Source organism: Shewanella sp. 1CM18E (assembly GCF_023161665.1).
Taxonomy (GTDB): domain Bacteria; phylum Pseudomonadota; class Gammaproteobacteria; order Enterobacterales; family Shewanellaceae; genus Shewanella.
The window spans coordinates 92,659-110,144 of sequence record NZ_JALNTW010000014.1 but is presented as its reverse complement, the minus strand read 5'-3'; the positions used below and the strand labels follow the sequence as shown (position 1 = coordinate 110,144).

Genomic DNA, 17,486 nt, shown 5'->3' with positions numbered 1-17,486 from the left:
AATTATGGCTACGACATTATTGATACTGTTGCTTATCGCAATAGTCGTTGTATTCAGTGTTAAAAATATCAGGATGCAGTTAATCACGCGTCCTGTTTTTAGTTTTTTTAAAAAGGTATTACCACCACTATCGAACACTGAAAAAGAGGCGATGGAAGCGGGTGATGTTTGGTGGGAAGCTGAACTATTTAAAGGTAAGCCAAACTGGCAAGTACTGCATAGTTATGGCAAGCCGACTCTCACTTCTGAAGAGCAAGACTTTATTGATAATCAAGTCATGACTGCATTAACAATGATTGACGACTACGACATTGTTAATGAAAGAAAAGATTTACCACCAGAGCTATGGGAATACTTTAAGAAAGAAGGCTTTTTTGCGCTTATCATTCCGAAAAAGTATGGCGGTAAAGCATTTTCTGCTTACGCAAACTCGACTATTGTCAGCAAAATCGCCAGTCGCAGCGTTAGCGCTGCAGTGACAGTTATGGTGCCTAACTCTTTAGGCCCAGGTGAATTACTGACTCACTATGGTACTACAGAGCAAAAAGATCATTGGCTGCCATTACTTGCCGATGGACGAGCGGTGCCTTGTTTTGCGTTAACTGGCCCTGAAGCCGGCAGTGATGCAGGCGCGATCCCTGATACCGGTGTTGTGTGCCGTCAGGAATTTAATGGTGAAGAAACCCTTGGACTAAAGCTTAACTGGAATAAGCGTTATATCACGCTTGCACCAGTCGCAGATGTACTTGGTCTTGCGTTTCAAATGTCAGATCCCGATGGGCTACTAGGTGATATAAAAGATATTGGCATTACCTGCGCCTTAATCCCAACTGATCACCAAGGGGTTAAAATTGGCCGTCGTCATAACCCGCTAAATCTAGCGTTCATGAATGGTACAACTCAAGGTGAAGATGTGTTTATTCCACTTGATTGGATCATTGGGGGCCCACAATATGCTGGCCGCGGCTGGCGTATGTTAGTTGAATGCTTATCTGCAGGTCGCGGGATCTCGTTGCCTGCGTTGTCAACAGCATCAGGCCATATGGCCACAAAAACAACAACCGCTTACAGTGTGGTTCGCCAGCAATTTGGCTTGCCAATCGGCCAGTTTGAAGGTGTGCAAGAGGCGCTTGCTCGTGTTATCGCCAATACTTATCAGCTAGAGGCTGCAAGACGTTTAACTACCACAGGTATTGACTTAAAAGTTAAGCCATCAGTAGTGACAGCTATCGCCAAGTACCATATGACAGAGCTTGGTCGCAAAGTAGTTGACGATGCGATGGATATTCAGTCGGGTAAAGGTATTCAGCTGGGGCCTAAAAACTATCTTGGTCATGGTTATATGGCGCTACCCATTTCAATTACTGTTGAAGGCGCAAACATCCTTACTCGAAGTCTGATGATTTTTGGTCAAGGTGCAACTCGTTGTCATCCATACGTTTTGGCTGAAATGGAAGCTGCGGCAATGGAAGATACCGCAGCGGCAATTGAACGCTTTGATGCGTTGCTGTTAGGCCATATCGGATACGCCACTCGAAATGCTTTTAGTGCATTTGGTAATGCATTAACCGGGAGCCGCTTTAGCCAATCGCCAGTCAGTGGTGAAACAAAGCAATATTATAAAGATATGACACGCCTTTCTGCAGGCCTTGCCTTTATGACTGACGTTTCTATGCTTATTTTAGGTGGCGACTTAAAGCGAAAAGAGATGCTGAGCGCGCGTTTAGGCGATGTATTAAGCCAACTATACCTAGGCTCTGCAACCCTAAAGCTATTTGAAGATAATGGTCGTCAGTTTGATGATTTACCAGCGGTGCGCCATGCCATGGCAACTCGATTACATTTAGCAGCTAAAGCGTTAGATGAAGCAATCCGTAACTTCCCTAATCGCGGCGTAGCTTTATTACTGCGGGTATTAATCTTCCCGTTTGGTAATCGCTTTAAAGATGCTACTGACAAGCAGTCTATTGATTTAGTTGAAGCAATGAGTAAGCCATCACCCGCTCGTGATAGATTGACTCACCTGTGTCCAGACTTTGCCGACGACACCAGTGGCATTGCCGATGTTGAAAATGCATTTATTGCTAAACATGCCTGCAAAGGGCTTTATCAAAAGCTTAAACAAGCACAAAAAGAGGGGACACTCGCTAAGTTGCCTCCTTTAGCCTTGTTTGATGCGGCGCTTGAGATTGCGGTTATTACCACAGAGGAACATCAACAATTGGTTGCTGCAGATGCGCTAAGACTTGCTGCGATTAATGTCGATGATTTTGAGAAGCTTTAATATCGTCTAAAGTAAAGACGACTCAATAAATATAAAAAAGGTACGCAATTGCGTACCTTTTTTATCAATGCTTTTTGTCAAACGCTTACTGCAGACAAGCTGTCATTGCTTAGCCAACTACAACCACTTTACTGGTGTTTGTGCCGCCAACAGTTTCCATAGCATCGCCTTTTGTCATCATCGCCATATCACCTTTTTGTAGGTAACCTGCTTGAGATAAAGTCTCTAATGCTTTTTGAGCTACGGCTTCTGGAGCGTGAGCGGTAGAGTCGAAGTATACAGGCTTAACACCACGGTATAGTGCCATTTTTGCCAATGTAGACTCATGACGAGACAGTGCAAAAATAGGTAGGGCAGAGCTAATACGAGACATCAATTGCGGTGTCGCGCCTGACTCTGTTAAAGCGATAATTGCTTTAATGCCTTCTAAATGGTTTGCTGCGTACATAGTCGACAGTGCAACAGTTTCTTCAATCGTTGTAAACTGCTGATCAAGTCTGTGCTTGGACACTTGCACACTTGGGTGAGATTCAGCGCCAAGGCAAACTTCTGCCATTGCTTTTACGGTTTCTTCAGGGAAGTCACCGGCAGCGGTTTCTGCACTTAGCATCACAGCATCAGTACCGTCTAAAACTGCGTTTGCAACGTCCATCACTTCTGCGCGAGTTGGCATTGGGCTAGAGATCATTGACTCCATCATTTGAGTCGCTGTGATCACAGGCTTATTCAATTGGCGTGAGCGGCTAATTAGGCGCTTTTGTACTGCAACAAGGGCTGGGTCGCCAATTTCAACACCTAAGTCGCCACGGGCAACCATTACAGCGTCAGATGCAATAATCACATCATCCATTGCTTCGTCAGTTGCTACTGCTTCTGCACGTTCTACTTTAGAAACGATCAGTGCGTTACTACCAGCTTGACGGGCTAAATCACGAGCGTAGTTAAGATCTGCGCCACTTCTTGGGAAAGATACAGCCAAGTAGTCAACACCAATCTGTGCAGCAGTGATAATGTCGGCTTTGTCTTTTTCAGTCAGCGCTGCAGCAGATAATCCGCCGCCTTGTTTGTTGATACCTTTATTGTTTGATAAAGGACCTGCAACCGTTACTGTGGTGTGAACTTTGTTACCGTCAACGCTTTCAACTCGTAATTGCACACGACCGTCATCTAGCATCAAGATATCACCAAGACTGACGTCTTGTGGCAATTCTTTATAGTCGATACCAACTTGAGTTTCATCGCCTTCGCCTTTGGCTAGATCAGCATCAAGGGTATACGCTTGTCCAAGCGTTAACATGACCTTTTTGTTGTCTTTGAAAGTTGAAATACGGATTTTAGGGCCTTGTAGATCGCCTAAAACAGCTACATGTAGACCAAGCTCTTTTGCAATTGCTCTAGTGTCGTCTGCGCGTTTTTTATGATCTTCTGGTGCACCGTGAGAGAAGTTTAAACGAACAACGTTAGCACCGGCTGCGATAATGCGGCGTAAGTTGTCATCACGGTCAGTGGCTGGACCCAAAGTTGTTACAATTTTGGTTCTGCGGAACATGAGATACTCCGTTAAGTTTTAAAAAATTCTAACCCTATATTATCAGACAATAACCAATTATGTAGTAAAATTACGAATAAATTGTTCTGTCTCAAGTTTTTAATTTTGTGACGTATTCCCACATTATTCGTTAAAAGGGCAATTTGGTGAGCGCCAAATTGCCGCAAATGAAGCAGAAAGTCAGTTACATAATTGGATCTTTGTCGATTCTAGACTCTTTCAGCACTTCTTTAACACGCTTGAGGTTTTCACGGAAACGCGGACCGCGTCTTAACGTAAATCCTGTGGCGAGCACATCAATTATAACTAATTGTGCTAAACGTGATGCCATTGGTAAATACATATCAGTATCTTCTGGCACTTCCATTGTTACAGGAAGTGTACACACTGTTGAAAGTGGTGAGTTTCGCGCGGTAATACCAATGACTGCAGCACCATTTTCACGAGCCAGTTTAGCTATATCAATCAGTGACTTTGTGCGGCCAGTGTGGGAGATAAGCACCACAACATCACCTTCGTTACTATTGATACAACTCATGCGCTGCATAAGAACATCGTCGAAACTGATGACAGGAACATTAAAGCGGAAAAATTTATTTTGCGCGTCGTGAGCAACAGAGGCTGAAGCACCAAGACCAAAGAATGAGATTTTTTTAGCTTGGGTCAATATATCAACCGCTTTGTTTACTGCCGCAGTGTCGATACTTTGCCTAGCGGTATCAAGTGATGCCATAGAAGATTCAAAGATCTTAGTGGTATAAGAATCTGGGCTATCATCTTCTTCAACGTGGCGGCTTACATAAGGCGTACCATTGGCTAGGCTTTGTGCCAAGTGAAGTTTAAAGTCAGGGAAGCCCTTTGTATCTAGACGACGACAAAAGCGGTTTACGGTAGGCTCACTCACATCAGCCATCTTAGCTAAGGTGGCAATACTTGAGTGAATGGCTGTCTGAGGCGAAGATAAAATAACTTCTGCAACTTTGCGTTCAGACTTACTAAAATGGGTAAGGCTTTTTTGCACCTTTTCGAGGGTATTCATATGCGTACGTCCACTCAGTATTAATGTAGATTATTATATTTTGATCACAGCTTTTTTGTTGTCGTCAAAGGCCTATTATTTCCGCAGCGTTGACGCCAACATTAATTTATAATGACAACAGGTACAAACACGATAAATTTTAGTAATTTTATCACAAAAGCATATCAGATTATGGCGTAACATAGCTAATACGCTAACTTGAAGTTTATTATAAAATTTAGATGCAATTACTAAATTGTGTTGTTATATTACAACAAATGTGTGAATTCTCGTCAAAAATGATGAGGCACAGTGTCAAAAGGAGATTTTGAAGCTATGGGCATAACAACACCAGAAGCCAAAGCTTGTGATTTTGTTCTATTTGGGACTAAAGGGGACCTTGCGAAACGTAAGTTACTACCTTCTTTATACCAACTTGATAAAGCAAATTTACTGAATGTCGATACGAAAATCCTCGGCGTTGCAAAAGATGACTTTAGCCAAGAAGAATATCGCGAGTTGGTTACCACCGCATTAGAGACATTTGTAAAAGATGGCCTCTGCGAAGAGACCAAGAATCGCTTCTTGGACCGTTGCCATTATATTGGCACCAACTTCACTGTTTCTGATGGCTATCAAGCGTTCCATGATATTTTAGAGCCAGAAAAGCGGGTTATGGTGAGTTACTTCGCTACTCCGCCAGCTATTTTTGGTGACATTTGTCGTTGCCTGCATGAACAAAATCTTATCTATCCTGACTCTCGTGTCGTTCTCGAAAAGCCAATCGGCTCTGATCTCGCTACTTCTCGCATTATTAACGACCAAGTTTCTGCTTACTTCGAAGAAAATCAAGTCTACCGAATCGACCATTATTTAGGTAAAGAGACGGTTCAAAATCTTCTAGCTCTGCGTTTTGCCAACTCTTTATTTGCATCTAAGTGGGATAACCGCACCATTGATCACGTGCAGCTAACTGTTGCTGAAGAAGTTGGTATTGAAGGCCGTTGGGGTTACTTCGATAAAGCCGGTCAGATGCGCGATATGATCCAAAACCACTTGTTACAAGTTTTGACATTGGTTGCAATGGATCCACCGGTAAACTTAGATGCTGACAATATTCGTGATGAAAAAGTAAAAGTCCTTAAATCACTGCGTCCTATTAACGCTGACAATATTTACGAGAACACTGTTCGTGGTCAATACAGCTCAGGTTTCTTAAAAGGTGCGCCTGTTCCTGGTTACCTAGAAGAAGAGGGCGCAAACGTTCAGTCGAATGCTGAAACTTTTGTTGCACTGCGTGTTGATATCGATAACTGGCGTTGGGCTGGTGTACCTTTCTACTTGCGTAGTGGTAAGCGCATGCCGTTTAAGAGCTCTGAAATTGTGGTGTACTTTAAAAACCCACCGCACAACCTTTACAGCTCAAACTACCGTAACCTGCCACCAAACAAGTTGACTATTCGCCTGCAGCCTCATGAAGGTGTTGAGATCCAGATGCTAAATAAAGTACCTGGTTTGGGTGAAAAGCAACGCTTGCAAACCACGAAACTGGATTTAAGTTTCTCAGAGACGTTTAAAAATGAACGTATTGCAGATGCTTATGAACGTCTACTGCTTGAAGCAATGTTAGGTAACCAAGCATTGTTTGTACGCCGTGACGAAGTTGAGCAAGCTTGGAGCTGGGTCGATGGCATCATTCAAGCATGGGAAGAAACTGACGAAAAACCAAAACCTTATCCTGCAGGTACTTGGGGCCCAGTTGCTTCAGTAGCGCTAATCACTAAAGACGGTCGTTCTTGGGACGAGTAGGGGAAAGCATGATTAAAGAAACGGTTTTTAAATCATTCGATAATAAAGATGCACTTGAAGCTCAACTTGCTGAACGTATCGCTAACCAACTACAAGAAGCGGTTGATGCGCGTGGTAAGGCAAGCCTGATCGTTTCCGGTGGCTCGACGCCACTGAAGCTATTTGAATTGTTAAGCAAGAAAGCGATTGATTGGAGTGATGTGTATATCACTCTTGCTGATGAGCGTTGGGTGAGCGCTGAACATAGCGACTCAAATGAGCGTTTAGTTAGAAACAATTTACTGAAAAATCGAGCTGCAAGCGCAAAGTTTCGTGGCTTGAAAAATATGTATTCTACACCACAAGAAGGTTGCGACATGGCAATCGAGCAACTTGGTAGTTTTCCAAAGCCGTTTGATGTTGTGGTATTGGGTATGGGGAACGACGGTCATACATGTTCTTGGTTCCCTTGCGCAGAAGCTGCGGAACTTGAGCATGCGTTTACAACCAGCGATCTATGTGCATCTGTTCAACCAGGTAATGCACCACATGCTCGGATCACGCTTTCTAAATCTGCGATTTTAGCAAGTCGTCAAATCTATTTACATATCGTTGGTGAGCAGAAGTTAGATGTTTACCGACAAGCACTAGCAAACGAAGACAGCCGTGAAATGCCTATCCGTGCAGTATTGGATCAGCGCAAAACACCTGTTGATGTTTACTGGAGCGCTTAAGGAGTAATTATGCACAGCGTTGTACAATCTGTTACAGACAGAATTATTGAACGAAGCAAAGATTCTCGCGCTAAATACCTAGCGGCGCTCGATGATGCTAAAAATAAAGGTGTTCACCGTAGCGCACTAAGTTGCGGTAACTTAGCCCATGGCTTTGCCGCTTGTAACCCAAGCGATAAGAATGCGATTAAGCAATTAACCAAAGCAAACATAGGTATTATTACATCGTTTAACGACATGTTATCTGCTCACCAGCCATATGGTGAATACCCAGATATGTTAAAGCAAGCGTGTAATGAAATCGGCAGTGTTGCTCAGGTCGCGGGTGGCGTTCCTGCTATGTGTGATGGTGTGACTCAAGGTCAGCCAGGCATGGAACTTAGCTTATTGAGCCGTGAAGTGATTGCAATGGGCACTGCGGTTGGTTTATCGCACAATATGTTTGACGGCGCATTGCTGTTAGGTATTTGCGACAAAATCGTACCGGGCCTACTCATTGGCGCGTTAAGCTTTGGTCATTTACCTATGTTATTTGTGCCTGCTGGCCCAATGAAATCAGGTATACCAAACAAAGAAAAAGCCCGTATTCGTCAGCAATATGCACAAGGTGAAGTCGATAGAGCAGCGTTGTTAGATGCTGAATCTAAGTCTTACCACAGTGCTGGTACCTGTACTTTCTATGGCACAGCAAACAGTAACCAATTAATGCTTGAGGTTATGGGGCTGCAGTTACCGGGTTCTTCTTTTGTAAACCCTGACGACCCATTACGCGATGTATTGAGCAAAACCGCTGCTAAGCAGGTTTGTCGCTTAACTGAAATGGGCACTCAGTACACACCAATTGGCCAAATCGTGTCTGAAAAATCAGTTGTTAACGGCATCGTTGCGTTACTAGCAACAGGTGGTTCAACTAACCTAACTATGCATATTGTTGCTGCTGCTCGCGCGGCAGGCATTATTGTTAACTGGGATGATTTCTCTGAGCTTTCAGATGCTGTACCACTTCTTGCACGCGTATACCCTAACGGTCACGCTGATATTAACCATTTCCACGCAGCTGGTGGTATGGCGTTCTTAATCAAAGAATTGCTAGATGGTGGGTTACTGCATGAAGATGTTGATACGGTGGCAGGCTTTGGTCTTAAGCGTTATACCCAAGAGCCGCAGATCCGTAATGGTGAACTAACTTGGGTTGACGGTCCGCAAACAAGTTTAGATCCTGAAGTGCTGACAGCCCTTGATAAGCCATTCCAAAACAATGGTGGCTTAAAATTACTTAAAGGTAATTTAGGTCGCGCGGTGATTAAAGTCTCTGCAGTGCAAGAGCAGCATCGCATTGTAGAAGCGCCAGCGGTTGTTATTGATGATCAAAATAAACTTGAAGCAATCTTTAAAGCCGGTGAGCTAGATAAAGACTGTGTTGTAGTCGTCAAAGGTCAAGGCCCTAAAGCGGTTGGTATGCCAGAGCTGCATAAACTAACGCCGATTTTGGGTACTTTGCAGGATCGCGGTTTTAGAGTTGCACTGCTAACAGATGGGCGTATGTCTGGCGCATCAGGTAAGGTACCTGCAGCCATTCACTTAACCCCTGAAGCCCTTGATGGTGGTTTAATCGCCAAGATCCACAATGGCGACCTTGTTCGTGTAAACGCTACAACAGGTGAATTATCACTACTTGTAGATGAAGCAGAGTTAAATGCACGTGTTGCTGAAAAAGTAGACCTGCACAAAACTAGCTACGGCATGGGTAGAGAGTTGTTTGGCGCTCTACGTTCAAGCCTAAGCAGCCCAGAAACGGGCGCTCGTAGCACAAGTGCTATCGATGAAATTTATTAATCTTTAAGGAAGAGTAACGCAATGCTTGAGAATAACTGGTCATTACAACCACAAGATATTTTTAAACGCAGCCCTATTGTTCCTGTAATGGTGATCAATAAAATCGAACATGCTGTACCATTGGCTAAAGCACTGGTTGCTGGCGGTATTTCAGTACTAGAAGTGACACTTCGTACCGATTGTGCCTTAGAAGCTATTACGAAGATTGCTCAAGAAGTACCTGAAGCTTTAGTTGGCGCAGGCACTATCTTGAACAAAGCACAGCTAGAGCAAGCAGTTAATGCTGGCGCACAGTTTGTGATCACGCCTGGCGCTACAACTGAGTTGTTAGAAGCTGCGATGGCGGGCAATACTCCGCTAATTCCTGGTGTGGCAAGTATTTCTGAAGTAATGAAAGGCATGGCGCTCGGTTACACCAACTTCAAGTTTTTCCCTGCTGAAGCATCTGGTGGCGTGAATGCGCTTAAAGCATTCTCTGGCCCATTAGCTGATATTCGTTTTTGCCCAACAGGTGGTATTACACCAAGTAGCTATAAAGATTATTTAGCACTTAAGAATGTTGATTGCATCGGTGGCAGCTGGATCGCACCAACAGATGCAATGGAGCAGGGCGACTGGGAACGCATTACAGCATTATGTAAAGAAGCGATTGGCGCACTAAAATAAGTGCTTAAATAAGTATTTTGGTATAAAAACTTAAGTTTAAGCCAATAACTTGTTAATAATCGAGTTCGCTACATTTTAGCTGGTAATTGCTTTTATTTAAAAGCAACCCAGTGCAAAGCAAAATTTAAATCCGAATGCCGTTGGTATTCGGATTTTTTATATCTAGCGAATACTAAACTTTTTCTAATATTGAGCCTTTATAATGCTGATAGTTAGCCAGCTTTGACTTTTAAAGCGCTATTTCTGATTTTATAAGTTGAGCATAGCTCCCGCTGCACTTTTTCTTTTAGCGAGCTTAATAGTGACTGCCCACAACAAATAAATCCTCAAACCTCAATGTTTGCCTCTTGCTCCTAAGCTTCAAGCTTTTTATCTACTCGGGTCTTTTATGGATTACCTCTATAGGGCAGTTTTGAGTCAGGCGTGAGCTCCTTAGACAAAAGCACTTGTTAAACTCTTCAAATTAATTGATTGGTTTAACCATTATTTATATGTCGCTTAGCTAAAATTAGCCAAAAAATACCGCTCATAATGAGCGGTATTGATTTCAAATCTTATAAGGTTGGTCTGATATAAATAGACGCCCTTTAAAGGTTTGCTTAACCTTCGAAGTTTGCGTTAACAAATTCCCAGTTAACCAGTTCCCAGAAGTGAGCTAGGTAGTCAGGGCGAACGTTACGGTAATCGATGTAGTATGCATGTTCCCATACGTCTACAGTCATGATTGGTGTAACACCTTCGTCAGTTAGTGGTGTTGCTGCATTGCTAGTGTTAACAATTGCTACAGTACCGTCGGCATTCTTTACTAGCCATGTCCAAGCGCTACCAAAGTTGTTCACTGCAGAATCAGTGAACTGTGCTTTAAATGCTTCAAATGAACCGAAAGCTGCATTGATTGCATCAGCAACTGGACCTGTAGCTTCACCGCCACCATTTGGAGATAGGCAGTTCCAGTAGAAAGTGTGGTTCCAGATTTGAGCTGCGTTATTAAAGATACCACCAGTAGAGGTTTTAATGATCTCTTCTAGGCTCTTTTGCTCAAGGTCAGTACCTTCAACTAAACCGTTAAGCTTAACAACGTAAGTGTTGTGGTGCTTACCGTAGTGGTAGTTAATGGTCTCTTCTGAGATATGTGGCTCAAGTGCGTTCTTTGCGTATGGTAATGCTGGTAATTCAAAAGCCATTAGTTTTCTCCGTAAACTTCTAGTTTGTTATTTTGTGCGTTCTTGCTCACTGCGGAACATTTTACCTAATAAACTTGTGAAGTGTATCATTGTTTCTTGCAATTGAGCGATTAACTTAATCGTTTATTTCTATTATACCAATTGCATTAATAATCTGTTCATTCAGCGGGAATTCAAAGCACTGAAGGCAAGTCGGGAACTTGAAGCTAATAGTTATTCTATATCGAGAGTTTCTGGCGCAGCATGCAGTGCTTTGAAGCCCACCCAGAGGGAAGCGCTCAAGCATTCCACTTCTGCTTTGCATGGTCTCACAAGGGAATAACCATTCTGTCGTCCATGCGCCTTGAATTGAAAAGCTTGAGCGCTTCTGAATTGATTAAATTACTAATGCTATTGGTATTGATATTATCCCTGTAAAAAGTAGGTTTTTGTTCTGCTGAATACTGGCGTACAATGAACCTCTGTAATGAAGTTTTAATCAGGAAAGAAAAATGGAAACAGTAGAAAAGATCAAGCAGCAAATTGCCGAAAATCCAATTATCGTATATATGAAGGGTTCACCAAAGTTACCAAGCTGCGGTTTTTCTTCTCAAGTTGCTCAAATCATGATTAATTGCGAAGAGCAATTTGCATTTGTTGACATCCTCCAGCATCCAGATATCCGCGCTGAACTACCAAAATACGCTAACTGGCCGACTTTCCCACAGCTTTGGGTTGAAGGTGAGCTAATTGGCGGTTGTGATATTTTGACCGAAATGTACCAAAAAGGTGAGCTGCAAACTCTTATCAAAGAAACTGCAGCTAAATACAAAACAGAAGACGACCAAGCATAAGCTTAAGTGTTAGCTGTAAAAAAGCCCCTAATGGCGTCAACCATTAGGGGCTTTTTGTTGGGCTATGATTTAGTGCTTAATATCGACTCTCTATAAACAGAATTGTTAATATTAAGCGCTTTGTTACAGCGCCTAAATAAAGCATGAAGAATTAAGACGGTGGATTTAATTCATCGCTAACAATTTTTGCATGTGATGCAGCGTTGTCTGGCAAAATTAAATTCATTGCAATGGCTACGATACCACAAAGGCTAATACCGGTTAGGCTGAAAGAACCGATGCCAAACGCCATACCGCCAATACCAAATACTAAGGTTACACCCACAATACTCAAGTTACGTGGCTCATTCATATCCACGTGATTTTTGATCAATGAGTTCAAACCTACCGCAGCAATTGAACCGAATAGTAGGCACATAATACCGCCCATGACAGGGACTGGAATGGTTTGTAATAGTGCACCAAGCTTGCCAACAAACGAGAATAGAATGGCGGTAATAGCGGTCCAAGTCATCACTGCTGGGTTAAAGTTTTTAGTTAGCGTTACAGCGCCTGTTACTTCTGAGTACGTTGTATTTGGTGGTCCACCAAATGCAGATGCTGCGATTGTTGCTACACCATCACCGGTCAGAGTGCGGTGCAGACCTGGCTTTTTAAGGTAGTCTTTACCCGTTACGTTAGAAATTGCCAGAATATCGCCAATGTGTTCAACTGCAGGGGCAATAGCTACTGGGATCATAAATAAAATAGCTTGCCAGTTAAATTCAGGAGCAACGAAGTTTGGTAAAGCAATCCAAGCCGCTTCTCTTACTGGAGTAAAGTCCACAATACCAAAAGCTAAACTCAAGCTATAACCGACACTGATACCAGCAAGGATTGGCATAAGTTTTAGCAGGCCTTTAGCAAATATGGCGACAGCAATGGTAGTAAAGAGTGATGCTAGAGAGATGATTAATGCCGTATTTTGTTCAACAAGCGCGATACTACCATCAGCTGTTTTACCAATGGCCATGTTTACAGCAACAGGGGCTAAGCCTAAACCAATAACAATAATTACCGGACCAACAACAACTGGTGGTAATAAGCGTTTAATAAAGCCACCACCTTTGACTTTGATGATAGCGCCTAGAATTACGTAGACCAAACCCGCAGCCATAAGGCCACCCATGGTTGATGGGATCCCCCAAGTTTGTACGCCGTACATAATAGGGGCGATGAATGCAAAAGAAGATGCGAGGAAGATAGGGATTTGACGCTTGGTGACCAACTGGAACAATAATGTACCAATACCAGCAGTAAATAGTGCAACGTTTGTATCTAAGCCTGTTAGCAAGGGCATTAATACCAATGAGCCAAAGGCGACGAACAGCATTTGCGCTCCTTGCAAAGGCATGGTCAGATTTTTCATTTTTTCTCTCTTATTTTAAGTAAACCTATCAATATTAACTGGTATTTTTAAACTTGGCTGTGAACTAGTGCAAATAACTTGTCCAAGCTATTAATCTGAACTAGCGGTTTTACCAATAATTATTGGCAGAATATGTGGTACAATTTTATTAACTGAGCCGTCTATGAAAAGAAAACATGTTGAAACTCATATTACGTATTTGTGTTATTTTTTGCTCTCTTAACGGCTTCACGGCAACTGCTTTAGCAGCAGAAGTGAAGCAATTGGATGAAGGCATTGTACCGATAGAATCGCGTTCAACAACGCTAAGAGCCCAAGGAATTAAACAGGCTTTTGAAAACGTTATCCTGAAAAACTCTGGCACTCAAAGTGCGTTGATTAATGAGCGAATTAAGCAGCAGTTAGGTAGTGCTAGTTCGTTAATGACTCAATATGGTTATTTTGAAGAAGATGGCGAACTATTTCTTAAGGTCAATTTTGATCATAAACGCATCATTGCATTACTGCGTGAAGCGGGGTTACCGGTTTGGGGCAAACAACGACCATTGACTATTGTGTGGTTGGTTGCTGGTGAAAATGGTGAACGAGAAATTTTAAATGACGCGTCAGATACCGTCAGCCGGACAACTTTCAATCAAGAATCAGATGCTAAAGGTGTCCCTTTACTGTTCCCACTAATGGACTTAGATGATGCCATGCGTGTTGGCGTCAATGATATTCGCGGCCGCTTTGCAGATAACGTTGCCAGTGCATCACTAAGATACCAAGCAAACTATTCACTTCTAGCAACGATTGAACAGCAAGGAGCAGTGTATCGTTATCAAATGGATCTTTATCCAAGAGAAAAAGCGCCACAAGCACTACAGATGACATCATTAGTAAGCCAAAGCGGTGAAGCACCTTCGATGGAAGAGGCCGTAAAGGCGATAGTCGCTGCAACGAGTGAATATTATGTCGGTCAATACGCTGTTGCTGACTCAGGTCAAAAAAATAGCACTACTATTATGTTTACTGATGTCGCTGAAATGCAGCAATTGGTATCGATAGAGCGCTACTTAAGTCAGTTAAGTGCGATAAAATCTGCGCGGGTTGCGAACATTCGAGGGCAAAGTGTTGAGTTCAATATAGACCTATTTGGTGATGAGGCTGATCTTCACAGACTCATGGCGTTGGATCCAAGAATTGATGTAATAAACTCGCTAAGTGAACAAAATAGCAATTATTCGTCTTTTGACCCGGTAGAACAGCCTCAGAAAGAGACCCAGATCTATTATTGGAAAGGTCAATAACTCCCATTCAAGTGGCACACATGCTAACATGTGTGCCTTAAATAGAAATGTTGCGCCCTGTGAGAAGTCCCTGAGTGAAGTTAAACTCTCCATTACAATTATCACTACCAGTTCATCTGCCTGATGATGAAACCTTTAATAGTTATTATCCTGCTGCAGGTAATGATGAACTGATTAAAAGCTTACAAGATTGTGCGGAAGGCCAGTCTGATGGTGCCGTTTTTTTATGGGGGCCAGAGAAGTCCGGTCGAACCCACCTAATGCATGCAGCTTGTGCCCATGCTAATGATCTTGGTCGTAGCAGTTTTTATATTCCATTAGGGATCCATGCCAGTATTTCTACCGCGCTTTTAGAAGGTTTAGAAAAACTTGACCTAGTGTGTATCGACGATGTTGATGCGATTGCCGGCCATCCTTTATGGGAAGAAGCAATATTTGATCTTTATAATCGCATTTCAGAGCAAAAAACCTGTTCATTAATCGTGAGCGCGAGTGTTTCACCAAGTGATAGTGGTTTTTCTTTGCCTGATTTAGTATCGCGGATGCAATGGGGGCTTAATTACCAATTGCAGCCGATGGCTGATGAAGAGAAGCTAGCGGCATTGCAACGTCGTGCTGCGATGAGAGGCTTACAGTTACCTGAAGATGTTGGTCGCTTTTTATTAAATCGTTTAGCGCGCGACCTAAGAACATTGTTTGATGTGTTAGATAGGCTGGATAAAGCTTCTATGGTGCATCAGAGAAAACTGACGATCCCATTTATTAAAGAGATGCTACGACTCTAAAATCAGACTTTATACAGGTTTTAAAGCACTGCTCTTTATAGGGCTTTAACTTAAAATCTTCTAGCGGAGTCTTAGTTTTATCTCGTTAATTTCAAAACAAAAGCCCGGTATTTTTACCGGGCTTTTTTGTGGCTAATCATTGCATAAAAACACTAATTAATCGGCTTGATATGCCTGTCACCGCTAAAACGTAGTGGAGGCGCAATCACAGTTGTAGTTGCTGAAGTCCTCGCCTGTGGACTGTTTAAACGTGCATTTGTGGCCGCTGAAATTGCAAGGTTGTTTGACCAAGATTGACCTTGAGTCATTTGAATTGGCTCAGGTAGGTTACTGACAATCGCGCTGCCATTTAGCTCAGGCATCATTTGGTTAATGACAAAAGCAGCACGGTTTTCTAGTTTAGCATCACCAATCCGACCGCGTTGACCCCAATCAACAATTATTGAGCTGGCAGTTGGACTCTCTGGCTTATCGGTAATACCAACATCACGTTGAATGGCGTATCTATGGCTCATCATCGCTTCTTCAAACAGCATTGCTGCGTCTTCTCTTCTTGTTGAGTAGGCATAATAATCGCTAGCTCTATCAGGAGAGAAGAAATTTGTTATATCAGCAGGAAGGTAGTTTTCTTGGGTGGCGGTAGCTGATTCACCTCTAAAGCTCACTTCTGCAAGAGCTGTCATCTCTTGGCTGTTGAGTGGATAGAAGTTGACGAGTTGATCCGAGATCAACGCTGAGTCATTACTTCTGCGCTGGTAATCATCGAGCAGAGTAGGGCCCGTTAGGCTGCTATGTACACTTCTTGGGAAGAAGTCATTAGCATGAGCTAGCTCGTGATATAGCAAAGAAGCAAGATCGGGGAGCATTTGTTGAGCGCTGCGGTCGACTCTAACGCTTCGAGGTGTTGTATACGATGTATAGTCGTTATCTTTAACATAGCGCCAAGGCATTAAAAATTGCAGATCATTGCCAAAGCCACTGCGATAATCAGGGGCTTCATTAATTGTATCTCGCTCTTCTGCAAGCAACCAAAGATCAGTTGGGTCTAAGTAAATCGCTCCTGTAACGACCCAATAAAATGAGGGTCTTACATCATAACTAATTACGATAGCTGAAACTGATTGCAACAGCGTTGCAAAGTCACTATTTGGATCTAAATTCTCTAGAACATATTCGAAGTTCTCGCCCATCCACTGATGCGACACTAGCAGGCGGTCTAAAATAGCTTGCTTGTTGTTAACACCCGAGCCTTGTCCAATCAAAGGTAAGGTGTCAATGCTACAGCTTTGCTGTAACTGGTTCGAATAGACACACTGTTCGATAGCATCAGCATAAGGAGAGTTTTGGTTATAGGCGAATGTGTTAGCTACCCGCTCTTCAAAGTAAGGTGAGGTGATAGACGGCTCTTTTGTGATAAGCACTAACACATCGTCACTTACACTCGCGCCATTTTGGTTTGCCGTTGCTCGTAAAATACTAATGGTGTCTGCAGTGACACTAGGCGCTGTATATAGTGCTTGCTCTGAGGCGCTAACATCTGCGTCGACATCAGGACCAGCGGCCACGCACCAAGTGATATCCGATAAGCTACTATTTGCATCAATTCTAAAGCTAACAGAATTACCATCGGTTACTTGGTGATCGACTCGAGTTGCAATAGCGTTTGAACTTGCAGTAACAACGGTTATCTCAATAGATTCTGTGTAGCTAACGCCATTATTGCTGGCAGTGACTTCAAATGAATAGCTGCCGCTTTGTTTTGGAGTAAAAGCCAAAACAGGGCTTTTAACACTTTTTAAAATTAATGCGTCGCCAGCGGTTTGCGACCAGTTAAAGCGGTAGTCGCTTACATTGCCACTATCGATTGTGGCAACAATGGCGCCTGGCTGAAGGCTTGAGTATTGGCTTTCAAGATTAAAAGAAACCACTGAGTCTGTTGAGACAAGATTAAGCTCAGTTGGATCTGTACAGCGTGCAAGTCCAGTTGTAGGTACTGGGGGCGTAACGACAGTGCCGCTTGAATCATCGTTGTTACTACTGCCACCACATGCTGAAAGCATCAACATACTTAATAGTGCCCAGCTTAAGGATTGCTTCATAGTTTTATCCTTT

The 17,486-nt window shown here is 42.9% G+C and carries 13 protein-coding genes; 8 read left to right on the top strand and 5 right to left on the bottom strand.

Annotation, left to right across the window (positions count from 1 at the left end; all coding sequences use genetic code 11):
* Window positions 1–4: 4 nt before the first annotated feature.
* A complete protein-coding gene (locus MSG37_RS16650; protein ID WP_248471781.1) occupies window positions 5–2,284 on the top strand; it encodes an acyl-CoA dehydrogenase in 2,280 nt (759 codons plus the stop codon).
* Between the two features lie 109 nt (window positions 2,285–2,393).
* Here MSG37_RS16650 and pyk read toward each other — a convergent pair whose 3' ends face one another.
* Together pyk and MSG37_RS16640 are read right to left on the bottom strand one after the other, a co-directional pair.
* Window positions 2,394–3,833, bottom strand: a complete 1,440-nt coding sequence (gene pyk / locus MSG37_RS16645; protein ID WP_248471780.1) for a pyruvate kinase — start codon at window positions 3,831–3,833, stop codon at window positions 2,394–2,396.
* A gap of 184 nt (window positions 3,834–4,017) precedes the next feature.
* Window positions 4,018–4,872 (bottom strand): MurR/RpiR family transcriptional regulator, encoded by an 855-nt coding sequence (locus MSG37_RS16640; protein WP_248471779.1) that lies wholly within the window; start codon window positions 4,870–4,872, stop codon window positions 4,018–4,020.
* Window positions 4,873–5,187: 315 nt separating this feature from the next.
* Here MSG37_RS16640 and zwf point away from each other — a divergent pair, with 315 nt between their 5' ends.
* The 4 genes from zwf to MSG37_RS16620 are packed head-to-tail and all read left to right on the top strand — an operon-like array spanning window position 5,188 to window position 9,875.
* Window positions 5,188–6,660, top strand: a complete 1,473-nt coding sequence (gene zwf / locus MSG37_RS16635; protein WP_248471792.1) for a glucose-6-phosphate dehydrogenase — start codon at window positions 5,188–5,190, stop codon at window positions 6,658–6,660.
* 8 nt (window positions 6,661–6,668) lie between these two features.
* Window positions 6,669–7,373 carry a 6-phosphogluconolactonase gene (gene pgl / locus MSG37_RS16630; RefSeq protein ID WP_248471778.1) on the top strand — a complete coding sequence of 235 codons (705 nt, stop codon included), beginning with the start codon at window positions 6,669–6,671 and terminating at the stop codon, window positions 7,371–7,373.
* Between the two features lie 9 nt (window positions 7,374–7,382).
* Window positions 7,383–9,209, top strand: coding sequence for a phosphogluconate dehydratase (edd, locus tag MSG37_RS16625; RefSeq protein WP_248471777.1), 1,827 nt, complete (start codon window positions 7,383–7,385; stop codon window positions 9,207–9,209).
* Between the two features lie 21 nt (window positions 9,210–9,230).
* Window positions 9,231–9,875, top strand: a complete 645-nt coding sequence (locus MSG37_RS16620) for a bifunctional 4-hydroxy-2-oxoglutarate aldolase/2-dehydro-3-deoxy-phosphogluconate aldolase (RefSeq protein WP_248471776.1) — start codon at window positions 9,231–9,233, stop codon at window positions 9,873–9,875.
* Window positions 9,876–10,474: 599 nt separating this feature from the next.
* On the opposite strand, the gene sodB is transcribed toward MSG37_RS16620, so the two are convergent.
* Entirely contained in the window at window positions 10,475–11,059 is a 585-nt protein-coding gene (sodB, locus tag MSG37_RS16615; RefSeq protein ID WP_248471775.1) for a superoxide dismutase [Fe], read from the bottom strand.
* Between the two features lie 491 nt (window positions 11,060–11,550).
* Here sodB and MSG37_RS16610 point away from each other — a divergent pair, with 491 nt between their 5' ends.
* A complete protein-coding gene (locus MSG37_RS16610; RefSeq protein WP_028768836.1) occupies window positions 11,551–11,892 on the top strand; it encodes a Grx4 family monothiol glutaredoxin in 342 nt (113 codons plus the stop codon).
* Window positions 11,893–12,043: 151 nt separating this feature from the next.
* On the opposite strand, the gene MSG37_RS16605 is transcribed toward MSG37_RS16610, so the two are convergent.
* Complete coding sequence (locus tag MSG37_RS16605) at window positions 12,044–13,300, bottom strand: uracil-xanthine permease family protein (protein ID WP_248471774.1); 1,257 nt, start codon at window positions 13,298–13,300, stop codon at window positions 12,044–12,046.
* Between the two features lie 176 nt (window positions 13,301–13,476).
* Here MSG37_RS16605 and MSG37_RS16600 point away from each other — a divergent pair, with 176 nt between their 5' ends.
* Together MSG37_RS16600 and hda are read left to right on the top strand one after the other, a co-directional pair.
* On the top strand, window positions 13,477–14,589 hold the full coding sequence (locus MSG37_RS16600; RefSeq protein WP_248471773.1) for a DUF2066 domain-containing protein: 1,113 nt from the start codon (window positions 13,477–13,479) through the stop codon (window positions 14,587–14,589).
* 74 nt (window positions 14,590–14,663) lie between these two features.
* Window positions 14,664–15,374 carry a DnaA inactivator Hda gene (hda, locus tag MSG37_RS16595; RefSeq protein WP_248471772.1) on the top strand — a complete coding sequence of 237 codons (711 nt, stop codon included), beginning with the start codon at window positions 14,664–14,666 and terminating at the stop codon, window positions 15,372–15,374.
* Between the two features lie 152 nt (window positions 15,375–15,526).
* Here the strand turns inward: hda and MSG37_RS16590 are convergent, their stop codons facing one another.
* Window positions 15,527–17,473: a hypothetical protein gene (locus tag MSG37_RS16590; RefSeq protein ID WP_248471771.1), complete on the bottom strand. Its 1,947-nt coding sequence runs from the start codon at window positions 17,471–17,473 to the stop codon at window positions 15,527–15,529.
* Window positions 17,474–17,486: the final 13 nt, after the last annotated feature.

Coding starts and splice junctions, on each gene's coding strand:
- MSG37_RS16650 (WP_248471781.1), top strand. CDS start 5: ATGGCTACGACATTATTGATACTGTTGCTTATCGCAATAGTCGTTGTA.
- pyk (WP_248471780.1), bottom strand. CDS start 3,833: ATGTTCCGCAGAACCAAAATTGTAACAACTTTGGGTCCAGCCACTGAC.
- MSG37_RS16640 (WP_248471779.1), bottom strand. CDS start 4,872: ATGAATACCCTCGAAAAGGTGCAAAAAAGCCTTACCCATTTTAGTAAG.
- zwf (WP_248471792.1), top strand. CDS start 5,188: ATGGGCATAACAACACCAGAAGCCAAAGCTTGTGATTTTGTTCTATTT.
- pgl (WP_248471778.1), top strand. CDS start 6,669: ATGATTAAAGAAACGGTTTTTAAATCATTCGATAATAAAGATGCACTT.
- edd (WP_248471777.1), top strand. CDS start 7,383: ATGCACAGCGTTGTACAATCTGTTACAGACAGAATTATTGAACGAAGC.
- MSG37_RS16620 (WP_248471776.1), top strand. CDS start 9,231: ATGCTTGAGAATAACTGGTCATTACAACCACAAGATATTTTTAAACGC.
- sodB (WP_248471775.1), bottom strand. CDS start 11,059: ATGGCTTTTGAATTACCAGCATTACCATACGCAAAGAACGCACTTGAG.
- MSG37_RS16610 (WP_028768836.1), top strand. CDS start 11,551: ATGGAAACAGTAGAAAAGATCAAGCAGCAAATTGCCGAAAATCCAATT.
- MSG37_RS16605 (WP_248471774.1), bottom strand. CDS start 13,300: ATGAAAAATCTGACCATGCCTTTGCAAGGAGCGCAAATGCTGTTCGTC.
- MSG37_RS16600 (WP_248471773.1), top strand. CDS start 13,477: ATGTTGAAACTCATATTACGTATTTGTGTTATTTTTTGCTCTCTTAAC.
- MSG37_RS16590 (WP_248471771.1), bottom strand. CDS start 17,473: ATGAAGCAATCCTTAAGCTGGGCACTATTAAGTATGTTGATGCTTTCA.